Here is a 20,006-nt window from a genome sequence, read left to right as displayed (position 1 = left end):
GCTTGGGGGTCGTTGTGAGGGCGGGGTTTATCCGGCCCGTTCGGGCAGCGCAATACGTAAATCGCGGCCGGCGCATGATTTTGGCGGCCTGCGCGTCACCGGCGCCGCTGTTGCCTGCCGGGCCGGCGCGGGGGCGTTTTTTTCGGCCCGCGCCGCCTTTGACCTTGAGGGTGGCGCGGGCAGGGACTAGGTGAAGGGCACCATCGGGAAACCTGCGACATGTATCAACGCGTACTGCTTCCGCTTGCACTGCTGCTTGCGCTCTGCGCAGCCCCGTTCGGCGCCAGGTCGGCCGGTGCCCAGGCTGCCGACGCTGCCCTGGCCGAGGCGCTGGCGCTGCCGGAGCTTTTCTCGATCATGCGGGAGGAGGGGATCGCCTATGGCGACGCGCTCGCCGAAGACCTGTTCGGGGGCGCGGGCAATGCGCGCTGGCGGGCCGAGGTTTCGGCGATCTACGATGTCGGGCGCATGTATCCGGCCTTTCTCGACACGCTCGGCTCGGAGCTTGAGGGCGCCGACACCGGCGCCATGGTGGACTACCTGACCAGCGCCGAGGGCGCGCGCGTCGTCGGCCTCGAGATTGCCGCGCGCCGGGCCTTCCTCGACGACAGCGTGCGCGAGGCGGCCGAGGCCGAGGTCGAGGGCCTGCGGGCGGAGGACGCGCCAAGGCTCGCCCGGATCGAGGCGTTCATCACCTCGGCTGACCTGCTGGAGTCGAACGTCGCCAACGCGCTGAACGGCAGCCTGGCCTTCTACCACGGCCTTGCCGAGGGGGGCGCGATGCCCGAATCTCTGACCGAGGAGGAGATCCTGGGCCAGGTCTGGGCGCAGGAATCTGACATCCGCGCTGAGACCGAGACCTGGCTTTATTCTTACCTCGCCACCTCCTACGCGCCGCTCGACGATGCGGAGCTTGACCGCTACATCGCCTTCTACGACACCAAGGCGGGGCAGGATCTGAACCGGGCGCTGTTCGCGGCCTTCGACCGCGTCTTCACCGGTGTGTCCCGCGAACTGGGGGTTGCGGCGGCCCGGCAACTGGGCGGGCAGGATCTGTGACGGCGGCGCACGCCGCCCTTAATTTGGCCGGCATTTGCCGCTAGCATCGCGGCGGCACGAACAGCAGGGTGCGATGCAGGCAGGCGGCAGGGATAGGGTCCGGGTCCGGCGGGTGTTCTACATCCCCGGCTACGATCCGTTTCCGCCCCGCCGCTACCGCGAGCTTTACCGCAGCGAAGGCGCGGCACAGGCCGCCATCTCGGGCTATGATCTTGCGGTGGCCGGCCTGCCCGGACAGGCCGCGCGCTGGCAGGCGACGCTGCGCGAGGGCGGGGCCGAGAGCCGCGCCGAGGTCGAGATTCTGGTCTGGGACGACATCGTGCGCCGCTCGATGGGCGGCTCGATCGCGGCGACCTATGTGCAGGCGGCGCGCACCGCCTGGGTCTACCTGTCGGGCGGGGCCTTCTTCCGGCTTCTGCGGCTCAGGAAGGGGCCGATGATCGCGGCGCTTTACCCGATCGCGCTTTTGCTGCTTCAGGCGGTCGTGGCCGGCGCGGCGGCCCTTGGCGGTTTCCTCGTCCTGCAGGCGCTTGCCGCCCCCTTGGGTTCTTGGATCGCGGGCCTTGGGGCGCTCGTGTCGGCCGGCGCCATCGCCTGGGCGATCCTCGCGCTGTTCCGGCGCTGGGACCGGCGCCTCTTCGCCTACTACCTCATGCACGACTACGCCTTTTCGGCGCTCGGCCGGGGCGCCTATCCGCCCGCGCTCGAGGGGCGGCTGGCGGAGTTCCAGGCCCGCATCGCCGCTGCCCTTACCGAGGAGGGGACGGACGAGGTGCTGGTCGTCGGCCATTCCTCGGGCGCGCATCTGGCGGTCTCGGTGCTCGCCGACCTGATCCGCGGGGGCAGGGTGCCTGCGGGGGGCGGGCCGGCGCTCTCGCTCCTGACGCTCGGGCAGGTGGTGCCGATGGTGGCGGTCCTGCCGGGCGCCGCGCGGCTCCGGCGCGACCTGCGCTACCTCTCCGGCCGGGACGAGCTGACCTGGGTCGACGTGACCGCACCGGGCGACGGCTGCACCTTCGCGCTTTGCGATCCGGTGGCGGTCGTCGGCGCCGCGGGGGCGGAGAAGCGCTGGCCGCTCGTCCTGTCCGCGGCCTTCACCCGGACGCTGAGCCCCGAACGCTGGCGGCGGCTCCGCTGGCGCTTCTTCCGGCTGCATTTCCAGTATCTCTGCGCCTTCGACCGGCCGGGCGACTACGACTACTTCCGCATCACCGCGGGGCCCTTGACACTTGCCGCGCGCTTTGCCGGCCGCGCGCCGTCGCAAAGCCGGATCGAGCGCGCCATCGTCGCCTACGGGGAAGCGGCATGACCCCGCCGAAGCCGGCCGCGCGCCCCGACCGCGTGTCGCTCTGGCGCTACCTGCGCCTGTTCCGGGCCGACATCCTCTCTGCGCAGCCCGCCAAGCTCTACCGCGCCTGGATGGCGGAGTTCCGCACGCCCTTCTTCCGCTCCTACCTCTGCAATGACCCGGCGCTGATCGACCGGGTGCTGAAGGAGTGCCCGGCCGACTTCCCCAAATCGCTGCGCGTGGCCGAGGGGTTGCGCCCGCTGCTCGGCCGCTCGGTGTTCCTGACCAACGGCGAGGAGTGGCGGCGCCAGCGCCGGATCATCGACCCCGCGTTCGAGGGCGGTCGCCTGCGCGACACCTTCCCGGCGATGCTGGCCGCGGCCGAGGCGTCGGCGGCGCGGATGGCCGGGCAGGCGGGGCAGGTCGTCGAGGTAGAGGAGGCGATGAGCCACGCCGCCGCCGACGTGATCTTCCGCACGCTCTTCTCCATCCCGATCGGGCATGAGGTGGCGCGCGCCGTCTTCGACCGGTTCCGCGACTACCAGCGCAGCCAACCGCTCCTGAACCTTGCCGCCTTCATCCCGCTGCCCCGCTGGATGCCGCGCCTGCACCGCGCCCGCACCCGCGCCGCCGCCCGCGACATCCGCCGCCTCATCACCCGCCTGACCGAAGATCGGATGGCGGCGGTCCGCGCGGGGACGGCGCCCGACGACCTTGCCACCAAGATCATGACGACGAAGGACCCGGCCACGGGCGAGACCTTCAGCGCCGCCGAGATGGTCGACCAGGTGGCGATCTTCTTCCTGGCCGGGCACGAGACCTCGGCCTCCGCACTTGCCTGGACGCTTTACCTGCTGGCCACTCACCCCGAGTTGCAAGACCGCGCGGCGGCAGAGGCCCGCGCGCTGCCCGAGGTTCCCGGCTTTTCCGACATCGCCCGCCTGGGCTTTGTCCGCGACTGCTTCCGCGAGGCGCTCCGCCTCTATCCGCCGGTGCCGATGATGGTGCGCGAGGCGGCGTGCCCGCACACGTTCCGCGACCGCGAGGTGGGGCAGGGGGCGCAGATCGTGCTGTCGCCCTGGCATGTCCACCGCCATGAACGGCTCTGGGACCGGCCCGACGACTTCGACCCGGGCCGCTGGCAGGACGAGGCCGGCCGCGCCTCTGCCCGCGTGGCCTTCTTCCCGTTTTCGGCCGGCCCCCGCGTCTGCACTGGCGCGGGATTTGCCATGGTCGAGGGGCCGCTGATCCTGGCAAGCCTGCTGCGCCGCTTCCGCTTTGCCGCCGACGGTCCGCCGCCGGTGCCGGTGGCGCATCTGACGGTGCGCGCCCGCGACGGCATCCGGCTGGCGGTGTCAACGCGTCATTGACCATGGCGGGCGAAGGGCGTTGCCGCCGCCGTCTGCCGCAGGCTACAACCGGCCCTGCAATCTCTCGTGGGGAGGGAAGCGTCATGCAAAGCCGTCACGCCCTCTGGGCCGAATTTTCCGAAACCGTCATCCGCCTTGCCGTGCCGGCGCTGCGGCCATCGCGGCCAACCCGGTTTTCGACTGAACCCGCGCGCCTGTCGCGGGCCGAACTGATCGATCTTTTCGCGGCCGACTTGCGCGCGCCCGCTGCCGTGCTCCTGCCGCGCCGCGCCCTTGCGCCGGACCGGGCAGGCTAGGGTGCTGGCCGTGTCTCAGCCCTTTCGCGCGGCAAGCCGGGCCTGAAGATCGCCGAGAACATAAAGCCGGATCGCCGTCGCCAGCCCGGTGTCGCCGCTCCGCCCGTCGTCGATCTCGGCCGCCAGCGCGTTCAGCCCCGTGCCCCGGTCCGCCGCGATCTGCCGGAAGGCGCGCCAGAACTCCTCCTCGAGCGAGACGGAAGTGCGGTGACCGTGCAGCGTGAGGGATCGTTTGACCGGGCGGGACATGGGCGAAGGCTAGGGCGGGACGGCCGGGCAGGCAAGTCCGTCAGTCGCCGCCCCCCCCGTCCCCCTCGCGCCGGTTCTGGTCGCGCCGATGCTGGTCGAGCCGCGCGCGCTCCTGCTCCGTGCGCGCGGCCTGAAGGTCTCGCTCGGCCTTCGTGCGGCCGAACTTCGCGGAGTTCGCGTCCCCCGCGGCGCGGGCGGCCTTGCGGGCCGCCTGCTTCTTCGCCTGGCGCAGGTTGACGACCTCGGCCATCCGGCTCAGCCCTTGGGGCCGACCATGTCCTCGGGCCGCACGATGCGGTCGAAGGTCTCGCCGTCGACATAGCCCAGCGCGATGGCTTCCTCGCGCAGGGTGGTGCCGTTCTTGTGGGCGGTCTTGGCGACCTTGGTCGCGGCGTCATAGCCGATGGTCGGCGCCAGCGCCGTGACCAGCATCAGGCTTTCCTTCATCAGCTTGTCGATGCGCGCGGTGTTGGCCTGCGTGCCCGCCACCATGTTGTCGGTGAAGCTGCCGGCCGCGTCGCCCAGAAGCTGCATGGACTGCAGCACGTTGTAGGACATCATCGGGTTGTAGACGTTCAGCTCGAAATGGCCCTGGCTGCCGGCGAAGCCCACCGCCGCGTCGTTGCCCATGACATGGGCGCAGACCATGGTCAGCGCCTCGGCCTGGGTCGGGTTGACCTTGCCCGGCATGATCGACGATCCCGGCTCGTTCTCCGGCAGGATCAGCTCGCCCAGGCCCGAACGCGGGCCAGAGCCCAGAAGCCGCAGGTCGTTGGCGATCTTGAAAAGGCTCGCCGCGACGGTCTTCAAGGCGCCCGAGAACATGACCATCGCGTCATGCGCGGCCAGCGCCTCGAACTTGTTCGGCGCGGTGACGAAGGGCAGGCCGGTGATCTTCGCGATCTCCGCCGCCACGCGCGTGTCCCAGCCCACGCGGGTGTTCAGCCCGGTGCCCACGGCCGTGCCGCCCTGCGCCAGTTCATAGATGTCGGGCAGGCAGGCCTTGACCCGGGCGATCCCCTTGTCCACCTGCGTCGCATATCCGGAGAATTCCTGACCCAGCGTCAGCGGCGTGGCGTCCTGTGTATGCGTGCGCCCGATCTTGATGATGTCGCGGAATTCCTCCGACTTCGCCCAAAGCGCCGCCGACAGCTTCTCCAGCCCCGGCAGAAGGACGTCGCGCGCCATCATGCCGATGGCCACATGCATCGCGGTCGGGAAGGTGTCGTTCGAGGACTGGCCCATGTTCACATGGTCGTTCGGGTGCACCGGCTTCTTCGAGCCCTTGACCCCGCCCAGCATCTCGATCGCGCGGTTGGAGATCACCTCGTTCGCGTTCATGTTCGACTGCGTGCCCGATCCGGTCTGCCAGACCACCAGCGGGAAGTTGTCGTCGAACCTGCCCTCGATCACCTCCTGCGCGGCCGCCGCGATGGTCTCGCCCAGCTTCGGGTCGATGTCGCCCTGCGCGATGTTGACCAGTGCGCAGGCCTTCTTGATCACGCCCAGCGCGCGGACGATCGCGACCGGCTGCCTTTCCCAGCCGATGGGAAAGTTCATGATGGAACGCTGCGTCTGCGCCCCCCAGTACTTGTCGGCGGGAACCTCAAGCGGTCCGAAGCTGTCGGTCTCGGTGCGGGTCGCGGTCATGTCTCGGGTCCGTTCTGCAAAATCCGGCCCCTGAGTAGAAGATTTCCGCCCCTGCCTCAAATGCGAAATGCGTGATCGCCCTGCGGGGCCGCGCAAAATTCTGCGGCGCGGCGATAGATGTAGACGCGCGCGGGCGGAAGGTTGCCCCAGACGCGCAGCCCCGGCGTCGCGACAAGGCCCAGCGTGTCGCGCACATCCTCGCGCACCGGCGGCTTCGGGCCGTAGGTGAACTGCACGAACCGCCCGCCCGGACGCAGCGCCGCGAAGGCGGCGGCCAGGATCTCGCGATGGACGGGTTCGGGGATGGAGAGGAGCGGCAGGCCGCTGACCACCGCGGCCAGCGTGCCCCGGTGATCCTCCGCCGCCTGCTGCGCGGGACGGTTGAGGACGCGCACGCCGGGAAACTCCCGCTGCAACCGCTCGCTGAAGACCGCGTTCATCTCGTAAAGCGTCAGGTCGGCGGGCACGACGCCGCGGTCAAGAAGGCCGCGGGTGATGCGCCCGGTGCCGGGGCCAAACTCCGCCACCGGCCCGTCGAGCGGCCCGAGGCTTTCGGCCATCGCCGCCGCCAGCATGCGAGAGGAGGGGACGACAGCCGATATCTCGCGCGGATTGCGCAGAAGCTGGGCCAGGAACAACGGCAGGTCACCGGGCATGGTCGCTCACCTTCGCAACAGTGCGGCGGATACCGCGCGCGTTACTTTCGCCAGCGGTCGAGGCGCACCACCTCGGCATCGTGACGCTCGCTGCCCGGTGCGGGATCGTCGTCGCCGCCATCGCCGTCGTCGTCATCCTCGTCGTCGTCATCGTCGCTCGGCGCCTCGAACCGCAGCCCGAACTCGACCGAGGGATCGACGAAGGTGCGGATGGCGTCGAAGGGGATGTAGAGCGGCTCCGGCTGGTCGCCGAAATTCAGCGTCACCGAGAAGCCGTCGTCATCGACCTGCAGGTTGTCGAACCAGTGCTGCATGACCACCGTCATCTCCTCCGGGTAGCGTTGCCGCAGCCAGTCGGCCAGCGCCGCGTCGGGGTGGCGGGTGTCGAAGGTGATGAAGAAGTGGTGCTCGCCCGGAAGTCCCTCGCGTTCCACCTGACGCAACACCTCGACGATCAGGCCGCGCATGGCCCGGTGCATGAGGTTGCCGTAGTCGATGGATCGCGTCATGTCGGGCCTTCCTGCTCTTTCCCGCCAGCATAGGGGATTCGCCCTCGAAGAAAAGCGGAAAGGACCGGACGGGCGCAAGGGTCGGGCGGGCGTTCGCAGCCTGCGCCCGATACCGATGCAACCGCGCGTGCCGTTGCGGCAACGATGGTGTCTGCCTCGGCCCCGGGCGGGCGCGGATGGGCGCCGTCACCGCCCGCGTTCAGCTTCGCCACCTCTCGCCGCCGCGCCGATTGGACGGGCGGAACAGGTCCGGCCACGGCCGATCGGGCCGTTCTCGTCGGTGCCCCGCCTCGGCTCCGCAGGTGTTTTCCTTGGCTCTCCGGCGAGTGTTGTGCACATCTTGCTGAGCATGCGGCTGAAACCCGGAAATCGACACGAATAAACTTGCTGGCAATCTAGAGTGCAAATACTGTTGTGCACAAATCAGCATCTTGAGGCGACATCCCATGCCCGACACCCATGTCCCCTTCAGCGCCGCCGAATATGCCCGGCGCCTGTCGAAGACCCGCGCGGCGATGGTGCGGGCGGGGGTTGATCTCCTGTTCGTCACCGACCCGTCGAACCAGGCCTGGCTGACCGGCTATGACGGCTGGTCCTTCTACGTCCACCAGGGCGTCCTTCTGACCCATGACCGCGACCCGATCTGGTGGGGGCGCCACATGGACAGCATCGGCGCGCTCCGGACCTGCTGGATGGCGCCGGACTCGATCCACGGCTACGCCGACAACTATGTCCAGTCGACCGTGCGCCACCCGATGCAGGACCTGGCCCGCCACATCCGCGCGCTCGGGCTCGACAAGGCCCGGATCGGGGTCGAGATGGAGAACTACTATTACTCCGCCAAGGCCCACGCCGTCCTTGCCGCCGAACTGCCCGGCGCCACGCTGATCGACGCGACCGCGCTGGTGAACTGGCAGCGGCTGGTGAAGTCGGGGGAGGAGATCGCCTTCATCCGCAACGCCGCGCGGATCTCCGACAAGGTGGTGACGACCGCGATCGAGCGGGCCGAACCGGGCCTCAGGAAGAACGACCTCGTGGCCGACATCTTCCACGCCGGCATCACCGGGGTGGGCGATCTCTGGGGCGACTACCCGGCGATCGTGCCGCTGACCCCCTCGGGCATCGACGCCACCGCCGCGCACCTGACCTGGAACGGCGCGCCGATGCGCAAGGGCGAGGCCACGTTCTTCGAGCTTTCGGGCTGCTACCGCCGCTACCACGCGCCGCTTTGCCGCACCGTCTTCCTCGGCACCCCGCCGCCGGAGATGCTCATGGCCGAGAAGGCCCAGATCGAGGGGATCGCCGCGGGCCTCGACGCCGCGCGCGCGGGCAACCGCACCTGCGACATCGCCAATGCCTTCATGGCGGTCCTGAAGAAGCACGGCATCCACCGCGAAGGCCGCATGGGCTATCCGATCGGCCTCAGCTATCCGCCCGACTGGGGCGAGCGCACCGCCTCGATCCGGGCCGAGGATGAAACCGTGCTGGAACCCGGCATGGTCTTCCACTTCATGCCCGCGCTCTGGATGGAAAGCTGGGGGCTTGAGACGACCGAAACCATCCTGATCGGCGAGAGCGGCCCCGCCCAACCCTTCTGCACGGTCGAACGCCGGCTTTTCGTGAAGGACTGACGCAACGTGGACCCGCTCGCCGAGACGACCGCCCTTCTGCGTGACCTTGTCGCCTTTCCGACCGTTTCGTCGGACAGCAACCTTGCGATGATCGAGTTCCTGGCCGAACGGCTGATGGCGGCCGGCGCGCGGGTCGAGATCCACCGCGACCCGGGCGGGACCAAGGCGAACCTCTTTGCCACCATCGGGCCGGAACGGGCAGGGGGCATCCTCCTCTCGGGTCATTCCGACGTGGTCCCGGTTGCCGACCAGGACTGGACGACCGACCCCTTCGCCATGGTCGAACGCGACGGCCGCCTTTACGGGCGCGGCACCTGCGACATGAAGGGATTCATCGCCGCCGCCGTCGCCATGGCACCCCGTTTCGCCGAACGCGCGACCGGCCGGCCGGTCCACTTCGCCTTCACCCATGACGAGGAGGTGGGCTGCCTCGGCGCGCAGGCGCTGGCCGGGGTACTGGCCGCCCGTGCGATCCGCCCCTCGGTCGCCATCATCGGCGAGCCGACCTTGATGCGCGTGATCGAGGGCCACAAGGGCTGCTGCGAATACAGCGTGCACTTCACCGGCCTCGAAGGCCACGGCTCCGCCCCCGACCGCGGCGTCAACGCGGTGGAATATGCGGTCCGCTACGTCGCCCGTCTGGTCGACCTCGGCGAACGGCTGAAGGCCCGCGCCCCCGCAGCCAGCCCCTTCGACCCGCCCTGGACAACGATCAACACCGGCGCGCTCATCGGCGGGGTGGCCCACAACGTCATCCCCGGCAAGGCGCGCATCGATTGGGAAATGCGCCCCGTCCAGCCCGGCGACGCCGACTTCGTCAAGACCGACCTCAAACGTTTCTGCGAGGAGGATCTGCTGCCGCGGATGCGCGCCGTCAGCCCCGCGGCCGACATCGTCACCGAGGTGATCGGAGAGGTCGCGGGCCTGATCCCCGTCCCGGAGAACGAGGCGAAGGCGATCGTCATGGCGCTGACCGGCGCCAACGGTGCCGGCACCGTGCCCTTCGGCACCGAGGCGGGCCTCTTCCAGGCGCTCGGCATGTCGGTCGTCGTCTGCGGGCCGGGCTCGATCGAACAGGCGCACAAGCCCGACGAGTTCCTCGCCCTCGACCAGCTTCGCCAGTGCCTGACGATGCTCGAGGGGCTTGGCGACAGGCTCTCCGCATGACCGCCGGGTCGGCCTCAGCGCCCGAAAGCCCCGCCGTCGCCGCCTTCTGGCGCGCCGCCCCCTACATCTTCCTGCTGCTCTGGTCGGGCGGGTACACCTTCGCCAAGATGGGCCTCGACCATATCGAGCCGCTGACCATGCTCGCGCTCCGCTATGGGCTCGCCGTCATGGCGCTGCTGCCGTTTCTCGCCCTTCGCGCCACCCGCTGGCCCGGCTCGGCGCGTCACTGGGGGGCGATCGCACTGACCGGCTTCCTGATCCAGTGTGTCTACTTCGGGCTGGCCTACCTCGCGATGAAGCGGGGCATGAACGCCGGCACCACCGCGATCATCATGGCGCTGCAGCCGATCCTCGTGGCGGCGCTCACCCCCTTCGTCAGCGGCGGCGGCCGCGGCGGGCGGCTCCTCTGGTTCGGCCTCGTCCTCGGCTTCGCGGGCGTCCTCATCGTCATCCTCTCGGGCCGCTCGCTGGGCGCCAGCCCCTGGATCGCCGTCGCCCTCGCCCTCGCCGCCCTCGGCGGCATCACGCTGGCCACGCTTTTCGAGAAATGGCACGGGCTGAAGACCGACCCGGTGGTGGGCGGCATCGTCCAGTATGTCGTCGGCTTCGCCGTCCTCCTGCCGGCGGCGATGCTGACCGAGACGATGGCGGTCGACTGGACGGGAGAGCTGATCATCTCCATCGCCTATCTGGTGATCGGCAACTCGATCATCTCGATCGGGCTCTTCATCGCGCTTCTCCAGCGCGGCGACGCCACGCGCATCTCGGCGCTGCTCTACCTCGTGCCGCCGCTCGCCATGGCGGTGGCCTGGGCGGTGCTCGGTGAAACCGTCACGGCGCCGGCCTTCGTGGGCTTCCTGCTCTCGGCCGCGGGCGTCCACATCGTCAACCGCCAGACCGCCGGGGCGCGGCCGCGATGACCGAAGCCACCCCCGAATCTGCCCCCGCCAGCGCGCGCGACCGTTTCGAGCGAATGCACGGGGTCCTGCGCAGCCGCATCTGCCTGCTCGACTACGCCCCCGGCACCCGGCTCTCCGAAGAGGCGCTCGCGGCCGAGTTCGGGATCAGCCGCACCCCCCTGCGCCGCGTCCTCGCCCGGCTCGAGGGCGAGGGGCTTGTCCAGTCCGTCCACGGTGTCGGCACCTTCGTGACCGATGTCGAGGTCGAGGAACTGGCCCAGACCTACCGTCTCCGGCTCGAACTGGCCGAACTGACCGGAAGGCTCGACCCGGTCCCGCCCGACGCCGCCCTCCGCGCGGAATTCGCCGCCCTGCTTTCCCGCACCCGCGGCTTCGGCCCCGATCCCGACCCGCGCGCCTTCGCCGAGCTGATCATGGATGTCTTCCTGGCGCTGCTGAAGCTCACCGCGAACGAACCCCTGCGCGAGATCTGCGAACGGCTCTACTTCCGCACCACACGCATCTGGCTGAAGTCGGTCTTCGCCGACCGCCTCGACCTCGCCGCCGAGATCGCGATCTTTCGCCGCGAGGTCGAAGACATCGTCATGGCGCTCGAGGTGGGCGATCTCCACTCCGCCGCGCTGATCCAGCGCGCCCACATATCCATGAGCTTCGAGCGCATGCGCCGGGGCCCCGGCGATCGCCGGCTCTGATCCCAGCCCCATTCTTCTTTTTCCAAGTATCCCGGGGGGTCCGGGGGGCAGCGCCCCCCGGCGGATCGCCGCCGTCAGGCGGCGAAACCTCTCAGGCCAGCGCTCGGTTCAGGTATTCGTCCACCTTCTCGAGATATCCCATCGTCGTCAGCCAGGCCTGGTCGGGCCCGACCAGAAGCGCGAGGTCCTTGGTCATGAACCCGTCCTCGACGCACTGGACCGTCACCCGCTCCAGCGTCTCGGCAAAATGTGCCAGTTCCGCGTTGCCGTCGAGCTTGGCGCGGTGCCTGAGGCCCCCGGTCCAGGCATGGATCGAGGCGATCGAGTTGGTCGATGTCGCCTTGCCCTGCTGGTGCTGGCGGAAGTGGCGGGTGACGGTGCCATGCGCGGCCTCGGCCTCCACCACCTTGCCGTCCGGCGTCATCAGCACGCTGGTCATGAGGCCGAGCGAGCCGAAGCCCTGCGCCACCGTGTCGGACTGCACGTCGCCGTCGTAGTTCTTGCAGGCCCAGACATAGCCGCCCGACCATTTCAGCGCCGAGGCCACCATGTCGTCGATCAGCCGGTGCTCGTAATGGATGCCCTTCGCCCTGAAATCGGCCTCGAACTCCTGCTCGTAGATTTCCTGGAACAGGTCCTTGAAGCGGCCGTCATAGGCCTTCAGGATGGTGTTCTTGGTGGACAGGTAGACCGGCCAGCCAAGGTTCAGCCCGTAGTTGAGCGAGGCGCGGGCGAAGTCGCGGATCGAGTCGTCGAGGTTGTACATCCCCATCGCCACCCCGGCCGAGGGCGCGTCGAAGACCTCGCGCTCGATCACGGTGCCGTCCTCGCCCACGAACTTCATGGTCAGCTTGCCCTTGCCGGGAAAGCGGAAATCGGTGGCGCGGTACTGGTCGCCGAAGGCGTGGCGGCCGACGACGACGGGCTTGGTCCAGCCCGGCACCAGTCGCGGCACGTTGCGGCAGAGGATCGGCTGGCGGAAGATCACGCCGCCAAGGATGTTGCGGATCGTCCCGTTGGGCGAGCGCCACATCTGCTTCAGCCCGAACTCCTCGACGCGCGCCTCGTCGGGCGTGATAGTGGCGCATTTCACGCCAACGCCGTAGCGCTTGATCGCGTTCGCCGCATCGACGGTGACCTGGTCCTCGGTGCGGTCGCGTTCCTCGATCCCGAGGTCGTAGTATTTCAGGTCGATGTCGAGATAGGGCAGGATCAGCTTCTTCTTGATGAAGTCCCAGATGATCCGGGTCATTTCGTCGCCATCAAGCTCGACGACGGGGTTCTCAACCTTGATCTTCGACATGGGTCGCTCCGCTGCCTTTGGGGTCCACCGCCTTCTAGCGGAAAAGGCAGGGACGGGAAAGACAGTATGCCATTGCATACCGCGCCGCTCGCGCGAAGGTTACCGGCCCCCGAAGAAGGTGCCGATGCGCGCCTGAAGGTGGCGCCAGACCCCCGGCGCGCCGAGGGCGACCTTGCGTCCGACACGGGTTTCGAGTTGCTCCAGCGTCACGTCGTATTCGGTCCAGGTCCCGCCGCCCGACGCGATGTTGTGCAGGACCGGCTGCACCCGGTCGAGCGCCTTGGCGAAGACCGCGTCGGGGGTTTCGGCGGCCTCGAACTCCTCCCACAGCGCGCGGAGCGGGGCACCGATGTCGGCGGGCAGGAGGCCGAAGATGCGGTCGGCCGCGCGCGCCTCTGCCTCGGCGACCTCGGCCGAACCATGGGCTTCGCCGTTTGCCGAATGGATCGGCACGTCGCCCACGTCGATCTCCACCAGGTCATGCAGGATCAGCATCTTCACCACCCGGTCGATGCTGACGCCCGGCGCGGCCTGATCGGACAGGACAAGCGCATAGAGCGCGAGGTGCCAGGAATGTTCGCCCGAGTTTTCCCGCCGCGACCCGTCGGCGAGCGTTGTCGCGCGCAGCACCTGCTTCAGCCGGTCGGCCTCCATCAGGAAGGCGAACTGCGCGTCCAGACGGCCAGAGCGGTCGTCCGCCGCCTCGCCGGCCGGTGTTCCCGTCTCCATTCGCCGCCTCCCCTTGATCCGCGGCGACTCGCCCCGCCGGTCCGGTTTAGACCAGCGGGACGAGCGGGGCGAGCCTCGGGTGGGGCTCGCCCCGGGTGCGGCGCTACTCCGCCGCCATTGCCCTCACATCCGCGGCGGTCAGACAGTGGCCGCCGATGGCCCAGTCGCCGCTTCCCACTTCCTTCAAGCGGACCCAGGTCACGCCGCGCATCGCCTCGCCTTCCACCGAGACCATCGCGTCGGTAACCCTCGCGATAAGCTCCTTCTTCTTCTCGGCGCTGAAGACGCCTTCGATCACTTCGATATCAACAAGAGGCATATCCTTCTCCTTTATGGTTGCCGTGGAGGGGAGTGCCAGAAGGGCGAGGTTTCGCACCAGTGCAGGGGCTGTAGCAATCGCTACAGTTTCAGAAGTGGACGCGCGGACGCATATGGCGCACCATCGCAGGATCGGCGGGGGATCCATGGCAAGCCACAGTTACAACCTGTTCTGCCCGACGGCGATGGCGGCGGAACTGCTTGAGCCGCGCTGGACGATGCTGATCCTGTGCGAGATGGGATCGGGCTCGACCCAGTTCGCGGACATCCAGCGCGGCGTGCCGGGCATGTCGCCGTCGCTTCTGGCGCGACGGCTGCGCGAGATGGAGGCCTCGGGCCTTCTCGCGCGGGAGGAGATCCCCGGCACGCGGAAATCCCGCTACCGGTTGACGCCTGCCGCGCAGGAGCTGCTGCCGATCATCAACGACCTGGGGACATGGGCGCACCGGAACCTCGATTCGCGGGTCGCGCTCGACCGGCTCGACGACAAGATGCTGATGTGGAACGTGCGCCGGAAGATCATCCGCGCCACCCTGCCTGCCCGCCGCACCGTGGTCGAGTTCATGCTGCGGCGGGAGGACGGGAGCGAGGCGAAATACTGGCTGATCATGCGGCCGGGCGAGGAAACCGACCTCTGCTCGGTCGATCCGAAATTTGACGTCGACCTCTACATCGTCGCATCCTTGCGCGATTTCACGGCGGCCTGGATGGGCCACAGCCGGTTCGAGGCCGAGATCGACGCCGGCCGGATCAAGCTGATCGGCGATGCGGCCCTGGCGCAGGGCCTGACGCGGTGGATGGTGCGAAGCTGCTTTGCCGGGGACGCGGCCGACAGCGCCGATGCGGCCTGCGCAGGGCGCGATTTCCGCGCGCCGGCGCGCCTCGCGCGGAGCGGCTAGACCGCGGCCGCGCCCGCGCCATCCGGCGGGGGGAGCGGGATCGGGCCGCCGCCGCGCCGCGCCTTCAGCGCATCGTCGAGGAACTTGCGCCCGCGCGCCGCGGCCAGGCGGACGCGCATCGCGGTCAGGAACGCTTCTTCGAGGGTGGGGGAAGACGCGCCGATGACCTTGGCGACCTGGAAATAGAACCGGTCGTCGCCGATCTCCTCCATCGCGGCCAGCGTGCGCTGCGCCAGATCGTCGCCCAGGTCCTCGACCACGCCCATGTCAGCGCGTGCCTTCGCCCAGCCGGCGGCGGACGTAGTCCTGCACCTGCCCGATCATCGGCGCCATGTGCTCTTCCTCGTTTTCGAAGAAGTGGCCGGCCCCGGCGATCTCCTCGTGGCTGATGGTGATGCCCTTCTGCTCGCGCAGCTTGGAGACGAGCGAGGCGGTATCCTTTGGCGGTGCCACGCGGTCGGCGGTGCCGTTGATGATCAGCCCCGAAGACGGGCAGGGGGCCAGGAACGAAAAGTCGTACATGTTCGCGGGCGGTGCGACCGAGATGAAGCCGGTGATCTCGGGCCGGCGCATCAGAAGCTGCATGCCGATCCAGGCGCCGAAAGAAAAGCCCGCGACCCAGCAATGCTTGGAATTGGGGTTCATCGCCTGCAGGTAGTCGAGTGCCGAGGCCGCATCGCTGAGTTCGCCGATGCCCTGGTCGTATTCGCCCTGGCTGCGGCCCACACCCCGGAAGTTGAACCGGAGCACGGTGAATCCGATCTCGTGGAAGGCATAGTGCAGCCGGTGCACGACACGGTTGTTCATCGTGCCGCCAAACTGGGGATGCGGGTGCAGGATGATCGCGATTGGCGCATCGGGCGATTTCTGCGGGTGATAGCGTCCTTCCAGACGGCCCTCGGGGCCGGGGAAAATGACTTCGGGCATCGCGTTCTTCGCCTGCTTTCCTACCGGGGCCGGAGCGTCAGGAAGGAAGACCTTTCTTGACTGTTTCTCTCAGGCACCCTAGAATTGTTCTAAAGACCGGCAAGGAGCCGGGTTCCGGGTGAAAGGGAGTTAAGGCTCCGTTTGCCCCGCGTCAACGTCTTTGCGGAATCTTCTTGGGGTATCGCGCATGAAACTCTCGACCAAGGGACGCTACGCGATGGTGGCGCTGGCCGATCTCGCCACCGCGCGGGCCGACCAGATGACCTCCCTGGCCGAGATCTCGAAGCGCCAGGACATCTCGCTGCCCTATCTCGAGCAGTTGTTCGTCAAGCTGCGCCGCGCCGGCCTTGTGGACTCGGTGCGCGGGCCCGGCGGCGGCTACCGGCTGGCGCGCGCGCCCGAGGATATCCGGGTGAGCGAGGTGCTGCAGGCGGTCGACGAGACGGTGAGCGCCATGCACACCGGGGCCGGGGCCTCGGGCGGGGTGTCGGGCAGCCGCGCGCAGTCGATGACCAACCGGCTCTGGGAAAGCCTGTCTGCGCATGTCTATGTCTTCCTGCACCAGACCCGGCTGTCCGATGTGATCGGCAACGAGCTGAAGCCATGTCCGGCGGTGCCGGCCCTTTTCCACGTGGTGGACGAATGACCGGCCGGGGCCATATCGCGGCGCGTTCCGCGCCATTCCTTTCCTCTCGCCTGCGCCTTGCGGCTCCGGCTCGGCGGGCCTCCGGCGGGGATACTTGGGAAAAGAAGAAGAGGGGGCGGGGGTGAGCGGGCGCGTCTATCTCGACTGGAACGCGACCGCGCCGCTCAGGCCTGAGGCGCGGGCGGCGGTTGTCGGCGCGCTCGATGTCGTGGGCAACCCGTCCTCGGTCCATGCCGAGGGGCGGGCGGCGAAGGCGCTGGTCGAGGCCGCGCGCGAGGAGGTGGCGGAACTGGCCGGCTGCCGCCCGCAGGAGGTCGTCTTCACCTCGGGCGCGACCGAGGCGGCCTCGGTCCTGTCGCGGCTGCCGGAAGGGCATGACGTTCTGGTGGACCCGACCGCGCATGACTGCCTCGTGGCGCACTGGCAAAGCGGTGGCGGGCGGCCAGACGGGCACACGCTGGCGATGGGGCTGGCCAACGGCGAGACCGGCGTCATCACCGATCCGGGCGAGAAGCCGGGGGCGGGCTGGGCCTTCGGCGCGCGCCGGGCCGACTGGCTGCTGCTCGACGTGGTGCAGGCGGTGGGGCGCATCCCCTTTGCGTTTTCCTGGTCGGGGGCGGATTTCGCCATCCTCTCGGCGCACAAGATCGGCGGGCCGAAGGGGGCGGGGGCGCTGATCGTGCGCGACGGCGTCGACATCGAGCCGCTGTTGCGGGGCGGCGGGCAGGAAAAGGGCCGCCGGTCGGGAACCGAGAACGTGGCCGCCATCGCGGGCTTCGGCGCGGCGGCGCGGGCGGCGGGCGCCGATCTGGAGGCCGGGCGCTGGCAGGAGGTTGCCGCCCTGCGCGACCGGCTGGAGGCGCGCATCCGCGACGCCTCGCCGGAGACGCGGGTGGTGGGCGGCGAGGGGCCGCGCCTGCCCAACACCACCTGCCTGATGACGCCGGGCTGGAAGGGGGAGACGCAGGTCATGCAGATGGACCTCGCGGGCTTTGCCATTTCGGCCGGGTCGGCCTGTTCGTCTGGCAAAGTCCGGGCGAGCCGGGTATTGCAGGCGATGGGGTTCGACGAGAGCGAGGCGGCATCAGCCATCCGCGTCTCGCTCGGGGTGACGACGACGACGGAAGAGGTCGACCGTTTCGCGGAGGCCTGGATCGCGGCGCGGGCGCGGCAGCGCGTTCGGGCGGCATGAAGAAAGGCGCGAAACACATGGAAAAAGAACGGGAAATCAACATGGCTCAGGGTCAGGACGCGGCAACGGCACTCGAGGTTCGCGAAGGCGTCGATCGCGAGACGGTCGAAACCGTCCAGAGCATGGGCGCCTACAAGTACGGCTGGGAGACCGAGATCGAGATGGAGTTCGCGCCGATGGGCGTGAACGAGGAGATCGTGCGGCTCATCTCCGCCAAGAACGGCGAGCCGGAGTGGATGACCGACTGGCGCCTTGCCGCCTTCCGCCGCTGGAAGGAGATGGAGGAGCCCCGCTGGGCGATGCTCCACTATCCCGAGATCGACTACCAGTCGCAGTACTACTACGCCAAGCCGAAGAGCATGGCCGAGAAGCCGAAATCGCTCGACGAGGTCGACCCGAAGCTTCTGGCGACCTACGAAAAGCTGGGCATCCCGCTCAAGGAGCAGATGATCCTCGCCGGCGTCGAGGGATCGGCCGCGCCGGCCGAAGGCCGCAAGGTCGCGGTCGATGCCGTCTTCGACAGCGTCAGCCTCGGCACCACCTTCAAGGAGGAGCTGAAGAAGGCGGGCGTCATCTTCTGTTCGATCTCCGAGGCGATCCGGGAGCATCCAGAGCTCGTGCGGAAGTATCTGGGCAGTGTCGTGCCGCAATCGGACAACTTCTTCGCGACGCTGAATTCGGCGGTCTTCTCGGACGGCTCCTTCGTCTACATCCCGCCGAACACCCGCTGCCCGATGGAGCTTTCGACCTATTTCCGCATCAACGCCGAGAACACCGGCCAGTTCGAGCGCACGCTGATCATCGCCGACAAAGGGTCCTACGTCAGCTATCTGGAGGGCTGCACGGCGCCCAAGCGCGATACCGCACAGCTGCACGCGGCGGTGGTGGAGATCGTGATCCTCGAGGATGCCGAGGTGAAGTATTCGACCGTGCAGAACTGGTTCCCCGGCGACGAGGAGGGCAAGGGCGGCATCTACAATTTCGTCACCAAGCGCGCCGACTGCCGCGAGGCGCGGGCCAAGGTGATGTGGACGCAGGTGGAGACCGGATCCGCGATCACCTGGAAGTACCCCTCCTGCATCCTCAGGGGAGACGGTGCGCAGGGCGAGTTCTACTCGATCGCCATCGCCAACAACATGCAGCAGGCCGACACCGGCACCAAGATGATCCATCTTGGCAAGAACACCCGGTCCCGCATCGTCTCCAAGGGCATTTCGGCGGGCCGGGCGCAGAACACCTACCGCGGGCTGGTGTCGATGCACCCGAAGGCCAAGAACTCGCGCAACTACACCCAGTGCGACAGCCTTCTGATCGGCGACCGGTGCGGGGCGCATACGGTGCCCTACATCGAGGTGAAGAACAATTCCTCCCGCGTGGAGCACGAGGCGACCACCTCCAAGGTCGATGACGACCAGCTTTTCTACTGCCGTTCACGCGGCATGGACGAGGAAGAGGCGGTGGCGCTGGTCGTCAACGGCTTCTGCCGCGAGGTGTTGCAGGCGCTGCCGATGGAATTCGCCATGGAGGCGCAAAGCCTTGTCGCAATTTCGCTGGAGGGGAGTGTCGGGTGATGAAACCGGTTGTCCTGCTGGTGGGAAAGCTGCCCGGAATCGTCGGCCACCTGGCCGATGAGCTGGAGGATCTGCCGATCCGCTGGCTTGGTGCGCATGATCACGGCGAGGTGGTGGACCAGCTCCAGAAGGAGCCGGGGATCGCGCTTGTCGTGATGGGGGCGGGGCTGGACGATGCCATCCGCGGCGATCTCGTCGGCGTGATCGCGGCGGTGCGGCCCGACGTGTCGATCCACCTCAAGGACCGCTCCTCGGGGCCGGAGGGCATGGCCGACTTCGTGCGCCGCGTCGCCACCGCGATGCTCCTGAGCTGAGGGCGGGTCCATGATCGTCACAACCACCCCCTCCGTCGAAGGCCACCGCATCACCCGCTACCACGGCATCGTGACCGGCGAGGCGATCCTGGGCGCCAACATCTTCCGCGATCTCTTCGCGCAGGTGCGCGACATCGTCGGCGGCCGCTCGGCGGCCTATGAGCAGGAACTGGCCCGCGCGCGGGAAACCGCGCTCCGCGAGATGGAGGAGCGGGCGGCGCAGCTTGGCGCCGGTGCCATCGTCGGTGTCGATCTCGACTACGAGGTGATCAACAACATGCTGATGGTCTCGGCCTCGGGCACGGCGGTCAGTCTGGCGAGGGCCGAGGGATGAGCCTTTTCAAGCCCAAGACTCACGGCTACGGCGCGGCTCCCGCGGACTGGCGCGGATGGGCGGCGATCCTGGCCTTCGGGCTGGCGCAGGCGCTGGTCGTCGGGCTCGGGCTGCTCTGGCCGATTGCGCGCGGGGGGGAGCCGTCGATCGCCCGCTTCGTCGTCTGGATGGGGATCAGCGTCGTCCTGACGCTGGGTTTCCTCTGGTGGGTGCGCAGGAATACCGACGGCCAATGGCGCTGGCGCTGGGGCGGGAAGGACTAGGACTTTGGCGCATTTCCCGACAC

At 68.6% G+C, this 20,006-nt stretch carries 25 protein-coding genes; 15 read left to right on the top strand and 10 right to left on the bottom strand.

The window, feature by feature from the left end; all coding sequences use genetic code 11:
• Positions 1-219 precede the first annotated feature (219 nt).
• The 4 genes from N5I32_RS05310 (at position 220) to N5I32_RS05295 (ending at position 4,013) form a co-directional block, all read left to right on the top strand.
• The gene (locus N5I32_RS05310) at positions 220-1,059 is read left to right on the top strand and encodes a hypothetical protein (RefSeq protein WP_261494360.1); all 840 of its coding nucleotides are present in this window, start codon (positions 220-222) and stop codon (positions 1,057-1,059) included.
• 73 nt (positions 1,060-1,132) lie between these two features.
• Entirely contained in the window at positions 1,133-2,368 is a 1,236-nt protein-coding gene (locus N5I32_RS05305; RefSeq protein WP_261494359.1) for a hypothetical protein, read from the top strand.
• Entirely contained in the window at positions 2,365-3,717 is a 1,353-nt protein-coding gene (locus N5I32_RS05300; protein ID WP_261494358.1) for a cytochrome P450, read from the top strand. The genes N5I32_RS05305 and N5I32_RS05300 overlap by 4 nt, the downstream gene beginning before the upstream one ends.
• A gap of 83 nt (positions 3,718-3,800) precedes the next feature.
• Positions 3,801-4,013, top strand: coding sequence for a hypothetical protein (locus N5I32_RS05295; protein ID WP_261494357.1), 213 nt, complete (start codon positions 3,801-3,803; stop codon positions 4,011-4,013).
• Positions 4,014-4,028: 15 nt separating this feature from the next.
• Here the strand turns inward: N5I32_RS05295 and N5I32_RS05290 are convergent, their stop codons facing one another.
• From N5I32_RS05290 to N5I32_RS05270, 5 genes are read right to left on the bottom strand one after another with little or no spacing between them, the layout of a single operon-like run.
• The gene (locus tag N5I32_RS05290) at positions 4,029-4,262 is read right to left on the bottom strand and encodes a ribbon-helix-helix domain-containing protein (RefSeq protein ID WP_261494356.1); all 234 of its coding nucleotides are present in this window, start codon (positions 4,260-4,262) and stop codon (positions 4,029-4,031) included.
• Between the two features lie 40 nt (positions 4,263-4,302).
• Positions 4,303-4,512 (bottom strand): DUF4169 family protein, encoded by a 210-nt coding sequence (locus N5I32_RS05285; protein ID WP_261494354.1) that lies wholly within the window; start codon positions 4,510-4,512, stop codon positions 4,303-4,305.
• A gap of 5 nt (positions 4,513-4,517) precedes the next feature.
• On the bottom strand, positions 4,518-5,912 hold the full coding sequence (gene fumC, locus N5I32_RS05280) for a class II fumarate hydratase (protein ID WP_261494352.1): 1,395 nt from the start codon (positions 5,910-5,912) through the stop codon (positions 4,518-4,520).
• A gap of 56 nt (positions 5,913-5,968) precedes the next feature.
• Entirely contained in the window at positions 5,969-6,568 is a 600-nt protein-coding gene (locus N5I32_RS05275) for a class I SAM-dependent methyltransferase (RefSeq protein ID WP_261494351.1), read from the bottom strand.
• Between the two features lie 41 nt (positions 6,569-6,609).
• A complete protein-coding gene (locus N5I32_RS05270) occupies positions 6,610-7,077 on the bottom strand; it encodes an SspB family protein (RefSeq protein WP_261494350.1) in 468 nt (155 codons plus the stop codon).
• A gap of 446 nt (positions 7,078-7,523) precedes the next feature.
• Here N5I32_RS05270 and N5I32_RS05265 point away from each other — a divergent pair, with 446 nt between their 5' ends.
• From N5I32_RS05265 to N5I32_RS05250, 4 genes are read left to right on the top strand one after another with little or no spacing between them, the layout of a single operon-like run.
• Positions 7,524-8,708 (top strand): M24 family metallopeptidase, encoded by a 1,185-nt coding sequence (locus N5I32_RS05265; RefSeq protein WP_261494349.1) that lies wholly within the window; start codon positions 7,524-7,526, stop codon positions 8,706-8,708.
• A 6-nt stretch (positions 8,709-8,714) separates the two neighbouring features.
• Positions 8,715-9,875 (top strand): acetylornithine deacetylase, encoded by a 1,161-nt coding sequence (gene argE, locus N5I32_RS05260; protein ID WP_261494348.1) that lies wholly within the window; start codon positions 8,715-8,717, stop codon positions 9,873-9,875.
• Positions 9,872-10,795, top strand: coding sequence for a DMT family transporter (locus N5I32_RS05255; protein ID WP_261494347.1), 924 nt, complete (start codon positions 9,872-9,874; stop codon positions 10,793-10,795). Before argE ends, N5I32_RS05255 begins: the two co-directional genes overlap by 4 nt.
• Positions 10,792-11,487 (top strand): GntR family transcriptional regulator, encoded by a 696-nt coding sequence (locus N5I32_RS05250; protein WP_261494346.1) that lies wholly within the window; start codon positions 10,792-10,794, stop codon positions 11,485-11,487. The genes N5I32_RS05255 and N5I32_RS05250 overlap by 4 nt, the downstream gene beginning before the upstream one ends.
• 91 nt (positions 11,488-11,578) lie before the next feature.
• Here N5I32_RS05250 and N5I32_RS05245 read toward each other — a convergent pair whose 3' ends face one another.
• The 3 genes from N5I32_RS05245 to N5I32_RS05235 all read right to left on the bottom strand — a co-directional run bounded on the left by N5I32_RS05245 (position 11,579) and on the right by N5I32_RS05235 (position 13,838).
• The gene (locus N5I32_RS05245) at positions 11,579-12,790 is read right to left on the bottom strand and encodes an NADP-dependent isocitrate dehydrogenase (protein WP_261494345.1); all 1,212 of its coding nucleotides are present in this window, start codon (positions 12,788-12,790) and stop codon (positions 11,579-11,581) included.
• A 99-nt stretch (positions 12,791-12,889) separates the two neighbouring features.
• On the bottom strand, positions 12,890-13,519 hold the full coding sequence (locus tag N5I32_RS05240; RefSeq protein WP_261494344.1) for an HD domain-containing protein: 630 nt from the start codon (positions 13,517-13,519) through the stop codon (positions 12,890-12,892).
• Positions 13,520-13,622: 103 nt separating this feature from the next.
• Complete coding sequence (locus tag N5I32_RS05235) at positions 13,623-13,838, bottom strand: tautomerase family protein (RefSeq protein ID WP_261494343.1); 216 nt, start codon at positions 13,836-13,838, stop codon at positions 13,623-13,625.
• Between the two features lie 145 nt (positions 13,839-13,983).
• On the opposite strand from N5I32_RS05235, the gene N5I32_RS05230 reads away from it, so the two are divergent.
• Positions 13,984-14,736, top strand: a complete 753-nt coding sequence (locus N5I32_RS05230; RefSeq protein WP_261494341.1) for a winged helix-turn-helix transcriptional regulator — start codon at positions 13,984-13,986, stop codon at positions 14,734-14,736.
• On the opposite strand, the gene N5I32_RS05225 is transcribed toward N5I32_RS05230, so the two are convergent.
• Positions 14,733-15,002, bottom strand: a complete 270-nt coding sequence (locus tag N5I32_RS05225) for a hypothetical protein (RefSeq protein ID WP_261494340.1) — start codon at positions 15,000-15,002, stop codon at positions 14,733-14,735. The two genes, N5I32_RS05230 and N5I32_RS05225, sit on opposite strands and share 4 nt — an antisense overlap.
• A gap of 1 nt (position 15,003) precedes the next feature.
• Complete coding sequence (locus tag N5I32_RS05220) at positions 15,004-15,663, bottom strand: alpha/beta hydrolase (protein ID WP_261494339.1); 660 nt, start codon at positions 15,661-15,663, stop codon at positions 15,004-15,006.
• Positions 15,664-15,850: 187 nt separating this feature from the next.
• Here N5I32_RS05220 and iscR point away from each other — a divergent pair, with 187 nt between their 5' ends.
• From iscR to N5I32_RS05190, 6 genes are all read left to right on the top strand, one after another.
• Entirely contained in the window at positions 15,851-16,309 is a 459-nt protein-coding gene (gene iscR, locus N5I32_RS05215; RefSeq protein WP_261494338.1) for a Fe-S cluster assembly transcriptional regulator IscR, read from the top strand.
• Between the two features lie 121 nt (positions 16,310-16,430).
• Positions 16,431-17,501, top strand: a complete 1,071-nt coding sequence (locus tag N5I32_RS05210; RefSeq protein WP_261494336.1) for a cysteine desulfurase family protein — start codon at positions 16,431-16,433, stop codon at positions 17,499-17,501.
• A gap of 41 nt (positions 17,502-17,542) precedes the next feature.
• Positions 17,543-19,072 (top strand): Fe-S cluster assembly protein SufB, encoded by a 1,530-nt coding sequence (gene sufB / locus N5I32_RS05205; protein WP_261494335.1) that lies wholly within the window; start codon positions 17,543-17,545, stop codon positions 19,070-19,072.
• Positions 19,072-19,386 carry a hypothetical protein gene (locus N5I32_RS05200; RefSeq protein WP_261494334.1) on the top strand — a complete coding sequence of 105 codons (315 nt, stop codon included), beginning with the start codon at positions 19,072-19,074 and terminating at the stop codon, positions 19,384-19,386. Before sufB ends, N5I32_RS05200 begins: the two co-directional genes overlap by 1 nt.
• A gap of 10 nt (positions 19,387-19,396) precedes the next feature.
• Positions 19,397-19,720: a heavy metal-binding domain-containing protein gene (locus N5I32_RS05195; protein ID WP_261494333.1), complete on the top strand. Its 324-nt coding sequence runs from the start codon at positions 19,397-19,399 to the stop codon at positions 19,718-19,720.
• Positions 19,717-19,983 carry a hypothetical protein gene (locus N5I32_RS05190; protein WP_261494332.1) on the top strand — a complete coding sequence of 89 codons (267 nt, stop codon included), beginning with the start codon at positions 19,717-19,719 and terminating at the stop codon, positions 19,981-19,983. The genes N5I32_RS05195 and N5I32_RS05190 overlap by 4 nt, the downstream gene beginning before the upstream one ends.
• Positions 19,984-20,006 lie beyond the last annotated feature (23 nt).

The organism is Albidovulum sediminis (assembly GCF_025380365.1).
Taxonomy (GTDB): domain Bacteria; phylum Pseudomonadota; class Alphaproteobacteria; order Rhodobacterales; family Rhodobacteraceae; genus Albidovulum; species Albidovulum sediminis.
Note: the sequence above shows the minus strand (reverse complement) of the source record. Positions and strands in the feature narration are given on the sequence as shown.

What these genes read in the sequence shown, in the direction of transcription:
- N5I32_RS05300 (WP_261494358.1), top strand. Translation starts at nt 2,365, where the DNA reads ATGACCCCGCCGAAGCCGGCCGCGCGCCCCGACCGCGTGTCGCTCTGG.
- N5I32_RS05195 (WP_261494333.1), top strand. Translation starts at nt 19,397, where the DNA reads ATGATCGTCACAACCACCCCCTCCGTCGAAGGCCACCGCATCACCCGC.
- N5I32_RS05200 (WP_261494334.1), top strand. Translation starts at nt 19,072, where the DNA reads ATGAAACCGGTTGTCCTGCTGGTGGGAAAGCTGCCCGGAATCGTCGGC.
- N5I32_RS05305 (WP_261494359.1), top strand. Translation starts at nt 1,133, where the DNA reads ATGCAGGCAGGCGGCAGGGATAGGGTCCGGGTCCGGCGGGTGTTCTAC.
- sufB (WP_261494335.1), top strand. Translation starts at nt 17,543, where the DNA reads ATGGCTCAGGGTCAGGACGCGGCAACGGCACTCGAGGTTCGCGAAGGC.
- N5I32_RS05265 (WP_261494349.1), top strand. Translation starts at nt 7,524, where the DNA reads ATGCCCGACACCCATGTCCCCTTCAGCGCCGCCGAATATGCCCGGCGC.
- N5I32_RS05240 (WP_261494344.1), bottom strand. Translation starts at nt 13,519, where the DNA reads ATGGAGACGGGAACACCGGCCGGCGAGGCGGCGGACGACCGCTCTGGC.
- N5I32_RS05255 (WP_261494347.1), top strand. Translation starts at nt 9,872, where the DNA reads ATGACCGCCGGGTCGGCCTCAGCGCCCGAAAGCCCCGCCGTCGCCGCC.
- N5I32_RS05190 (WP_261494332.1), top strand. Translation starts at nt 19,717, where the DNA reads ATGAGCCTTTTCAAGCCCAAGACTCACGGCTACGGCGCGGCTCCCGCG.
- N5I32_RS05245 (WP_261494345.1), bottom strand. Translation starts at nt 12,790, where the DNA reads ATGTCGAAGATCAAGGTTGAGAACCCCGTCGTCGAGCTTGATGGCGAC.
- N5I32_RS05230 (WP_261494341.1), top strand. Translation starts at nt 13,984, where the DNA reads ATGGCAAGCCACAGTTACAACCTGTTCTGCCCGACGGCGATGGCGGCG.
- N5I32_RS05290 (WP_261494356.1), bottom strand. Translation starts at nt 4,262, where the DNA reads ATGTCCCGCCCGGTCAAACGATCCCTCACGCTGCACGGTCACCGCACT.
- N5I32_RS05220 (WP_261494339.1), bottom strand. Translation starts at nt 15,663, where the DNA reads ATGCCCGAAGTCATTTTCCCCGGCCCCGAGGGCCGTCTGGAAGGACGC.
- fumC (WP_261494352.1), bottom strand. Translation starts at nt 5,912, where the DNA reads ATGACCGCGACCCGCACCGAGACCGACAGCTTCGGACCGCTTGAGGTT.
- N5I32_RS05225 (WP_261494340.1), bottom strand. Translation starts at nt 15,002, where the DNA reads ATGGGCGTGGTCGAGGACCTGGGCGACGATCTGGCGCAGCGCACGCTG.
- N5I32_RS05250 (WP_261494346.1), top strand. Translation starts at nt 10,792, where the DNA reads ATGACCGAAGCCACCCCCGAATCTGCCCCCGCCAGCGCGCGCGACCGT.
- N5I32_RS05235 (WP_261494343.1), bottom strand. Translation starts at nt 13,838, where the DNA reads ATGCCTCTTGTTGATATCGAAGTGATCGAAGGCGTCTTCAGCGCCGAG.
- N5I32_RS05275 (WP_261494351.1), bottom strand. Translation starts at nt 6,568, where the DNA reads ATGCCCGGTGACCTGCCGTTGTTCCTGGCCCAGCTTCTGCGCAATCCG.
- N5I32_RS05310 (WP_261494360.1), top strand. Translation starts at nt 220, where the DNA reads ATGTATCAACGCGTACTGCTTCCGCTTGCACTGCTGCTTGCGCTCTGC.
- iscR (WP_261494338.1), top strand. Translation starts at nt 15,851, where the DNA reads ATGAAACTCTCGACCAAGGGACGCTACGCGATGGTGGCGCTGGCCGAT.
- N5I32_RS05295 (WP_261494357.1), top strand. Translation starts at nt 3,801, where the DNA reads ATGCAAAGCCGTCACGCCCTCTGGGCCGAATTTTCCGAAACCGTCATC.
- N5I32_RS05285 (WP_261494354.1), bottom strand. Translation starts at nt 4,512, where the DNA reads ATGGCCGAGGTCGTCAACCTGCGCCAGGCGAAGAAGCAGGCGGCCCGC.
- N5I32_RS05270 (WP_261494350.1), bottom strand. Translation starts at nt 7,077, where the DNA reads ATGACGCGATCCATCGACTACGGCAACCTCATGCACCGGGCCATGCGC.